The sequence below is a fragment of the Mycobacterium sp. TH-M25 genome (genome assembly GCF_057473665.1).
This window is the reverse complement of record NZ_JBYCLA010000546.1, coordinates 1-3,061: the sequence shown is the minus strand read 5'-3', so window position 1 is coordinate 3,061 and position 3,061 is coordinate 1. Positions and strand designations below refer to the sequence as shown.

Sequence of the window (3,061 nt, the reverse complement as noted above, 5' to 3'; positions counted from 1 at the left end):
GACGCGGCTCGCCGAATCGACCCTCAACCCCCTGATCGGCAAGAGCGTCGCGTTGTATTTCGAGAAACCGGTGCCTGCTGTTGAGCTGGTCTGAGATTCCGGGCGTCGACGGCGTCCTGTCCCCCGAACAATGCCGTCAGACGGCAGAATCTATTGCAGTGCTGCAATATTGCTCCGGAGAGATTCCATGGTCCGATGGTGGTCACACCGATCCCTGGGACCATGTGGAATGCGCGATGGCCCTCACGGTCGCCGGGTTGATCGGGCCTGCGCGTCGCGCCTTCGACTGGTGCCGTAACCAACAGCGCCCAGACGGTTCCTGGCCGATTCAATTGCGCGCCGGCGTGATAGAAGATGCCAACAGCGACAGCAATTTCTGCGCCTATGTGGCGGTCGGGGTATGGCATCACGTACTTGTCACCGGCGATCGGATGTTTGCCCGCACCATGTGGCCGACGGTGTGCGCGGCCATCGACTTCGTACTCGACCTACAGCTTGAGGGCGGCGAAATTTGTTGGGCGCGTGGCGCTTCAGGGCCCCTGACGGAAGCGTTGCTGACCGGTTGCGCCAGTATCTACCACAGCGTTCGATGCGCGCTCGCCTTGGCGAATCTGATGGACGACCCGCAACCCGAGTGGGAGCTTGCCCTGGGCCGGTTGGGCCACGCGATCGCCGTTCATCCCACTGGGTTCACCGAAAAGCCACATCACTCGATGGACTGGTACTACCCCATCTTGGGCGGCGCGGTGCGCGGTGCCGCGGCAACGGCCCGCATCGCCGAAAGATGGAGCGATTTCGTGGTCGACGGGTTGGGCATCAGGTGCGTCGACGATCGGCCGTGGGTGACCGGTGCGGAAACCTGCGAACTGGTGTTGGCGCTGGATGCGATGGGCGATCGGCAGTCGGCGCTGACACAGTTCGCCGCCATGCAGCATCTGCGCGACAAGGACGGCTCGTACTGGACCGGGCTGGTATTCAGCGACGGGAAGCGTTGGCCTGTCGAACGCACGACGTGGACCGGGGCGGCAGTCATCCTGGCCGCCGACGCGTTGTCGTCGACCACCGCGGGCAGCGGTATCTTTCGCGGTGCCGACCTGCCGCGCGGCTTGGAGAGTGCGTACGACTGCGAATGCGCAGCCAGCCAGTCGGATCGCTAAACCGCCGCCCCGGCATCGCCGGCGGTGCGCTCCAGCACCCGCATCGAGCCAGTCCCGGATTTCTCGGTGAACGCGCCGCTTTCCAAAGCACGGCAATAGATCTCGTACGGTGGGCGGCCGCCATCACGCGGATCAGGAAACACGTCGTGAATGATCAGCGCGCCCCCGGCGCTCACCCACCTCGCCCAGCCGTCGTAGTCGTTGCGGGCGGCATCCTCGCTGTGGCCCCCGTCGATGAACAGCAGTTGCAGCGGCGTGCGCCAACCTTTGGCCACCACGGTCGATTTGCCAACCACCGCCACCACGTTGTGGTCCAACCCGGCTTCGTCGAGCGTGTGCCGCAACGCCGGCAAGGTGTCGAACCGTCCGGTGACCGGATCGATCAGCGACGTGTCGTGATACTCCCAACCCGGCTGATGCTCTTCCGAGCCGTGATGGTGGTCGACGGTGTACAGAACGCTGCTGCGCGCCCGGGCGGCCGCACCGAGCAGGACCGTCGACTTACCGCAATACGTCCCGATTTCCACACCGACGCCACCGTCGAGGTAGCTCATGGCCACGTCGTAGAGGGCCTGGCCCTCCTCAGCGGGCATAAAACCGGTCACCCGGTCGGCCAGTGCGAATAACCGGCTGGTCAGCGCGTCGTGCGCCGCGCGGTGCGAGGAAGTGGTCATCCCCAGCACGGTAGTGCATTCGGTTGCCGCGCCCAGGTGGGTGTAGTAGTGTCCGGACACGTGTCCAACCCGGTAGCTCGGGAATCGACCAGACGGCGCCTGACCGCCAAGCAAGCCGTCACCGTCGACCGGCTGGGCAACGCCGCGATCGGTGTGCTGAGCCGAGAAGGCTACTCCGGTTTGACGATTCGCATGGTCGCGGCAGAGGCCGGCGTCGGGGCGGCGACGGCCTACACGTATTTCTCCTCGAAAGAGCACCTCGTGGCCGAGGTTTTCTGGCGAAGGTTGACCTCGAGTCCCGTTGCGCCGACCGCATCGCCGTGTCCAACGGCGCGCGTCATCACCGTGCTGCGCCAGATCGCGCTGCTGGTCGCAGACGAGCCGGCGCTTGCCGGTGCGGTGACCAACGCGTTGCTCGGTCAGGATCCTGAGGTCGAGCAGCTGCGGCTGCGGATCGGCCGCGAAATACACCAGCGCCTGGTCGCGGCTTTGGGCGACGGCTATCCCCCTGTACTGGTCGAATCACTCGAGCTGCTCTACGCGGGAGCGTTGGTGCGCGCCGGCATGGGATATGCCTCCTATGCCGAGATCGCCGACCGGCTGGAGACGTCCGCGCGGCTGCTGTTGGCCGAAACGCCGTAGCGCGGCCGTGCAGGCTGGCAATCCCCTGAATATGGTCAGGCTTGGGACGCCGCCCAGCATCGCGACCCGCAGCTTCGCGACAAGAACAAACTCAACGCGTGGAACGCAATTAGTGCTTGCCGCAAGCGGGGGGCGCCTCGGACTCCCACGCGGTTGGCCGATTCGGTTTGCGCTGCGCTGAACCTGGGAACACGCCATCCATGTTGATTCGCCGAATCGCTCGCCCCCTGCTGTCCGCGGCATTCATCGGCCAAGGCGTCGAGACGCTGCGCAACCCCGCACTGTCACTCGAAGCGACCGAGCCGACCGTCGCAGCGCTGCGCCAACTGCCGGAGCCGTACGGAGCCAACGTCCCGTCCAATCCCGAGACGGCCGCGAGAATCAACGCGGCCATTCAGGTCGCCGGCGGCGTGTTGCTCGCCACTGGCAAGATGCCCAGAGTTGCCTCCGCCGTGCTGGCGGTCACGGTGATACCGGGTAGCCTTGGCGGGCTGGATATCGCGCTGGCTGGGGGCCAGTGTTCCGCTGTCGGGTGAGCCACTGTTCCGGTTGGGACTGGGCCACCGTGGCGGTGCGGGCTGAGCCGTG

At 65.8% G+C, this 3,061-nt stretch carries 3 protein-coding genes and 2 pseudogenes; 4 read left to right on the top strand and 1 reads right to left on the bottom strand.

The genetic code is table 11. The annotated features are described in order from the left end of the window. Together AC2VOU_RS18245 and mmpH are read left to right on the top strand one after the other, a co-directional pair. Positions 1 to 94 (top strand): annotated as a pseudogene (locus tag AC2VOU_RS18245) (SAM-dependent methyltransferase); the annotation flags it as partial. Further along, positions 81 to 1,157: an MMP endo-(1,4)-3-O-methyl-alpha-D-mannosidase gene (gene mmpH / locus AC2VOU_RS18240; protein WP_486958633.1), complete on the top strand. Its 1,077-nt coding sequence runs from the start codon at positions 81 to 83 to the stop codon at positions 1,155 to 1,157. The pseudogene AC2VOU_RS18245 and the gene mmpH, both read left to right, overlap by 14 nt. On the opposite strand, the gene AC2VOU_RS18235 is transcribed toward mmpH, so the two are convergent. Beyond that, the gene (locus tag AC2VOU_RS18235) at positions 1,154 to 1,831 is read right to left on the bottom strand and encodes a class I SAM-dependent methyltransferase (protein ID WP_486958632.1); all 678 of its coding nucleotides are present in this window, start codon (positions 1,829 to 1,831) and stop codon (positions 1,154 to 1,156) included. The genes mmpH and AC2VOU_RS18235 overlap by 4 nt on opposite strands. A gap of 60 nt (positions 1,832 to 1,891) precedes the next feature. Between AC2VOU_RS18235 and AC2VOU_RS18230 the strand changes: the two genes are divergently transcribed. Together AC2VOU_RS18230 and AC2VOU_RS18225 are read left to right on the top strand one after the other, a co-directional pair. Further along, on the top strand, positions 1,892 to 2,473 hold the full coding sequence (locus AC2VOU_RS18230) for a TetR/AcrR family transcriptional regulator (protein ID WP_486958631.1): 582 nt from the start codon (positions 1,892 to 1,894) through the stop codon (positions 2,471 to 2,473). Between the two features lie 200 nt (positions 2,474 to 2,673). After that, positions 2,674 to 2,961, top strand: a pseudogene (locus AC2VOU_RS18225) (DoxX family protein); the annotation flags it as partial. Positions 2,962 to 3,061: the final 100 nt, after the last annotated feature.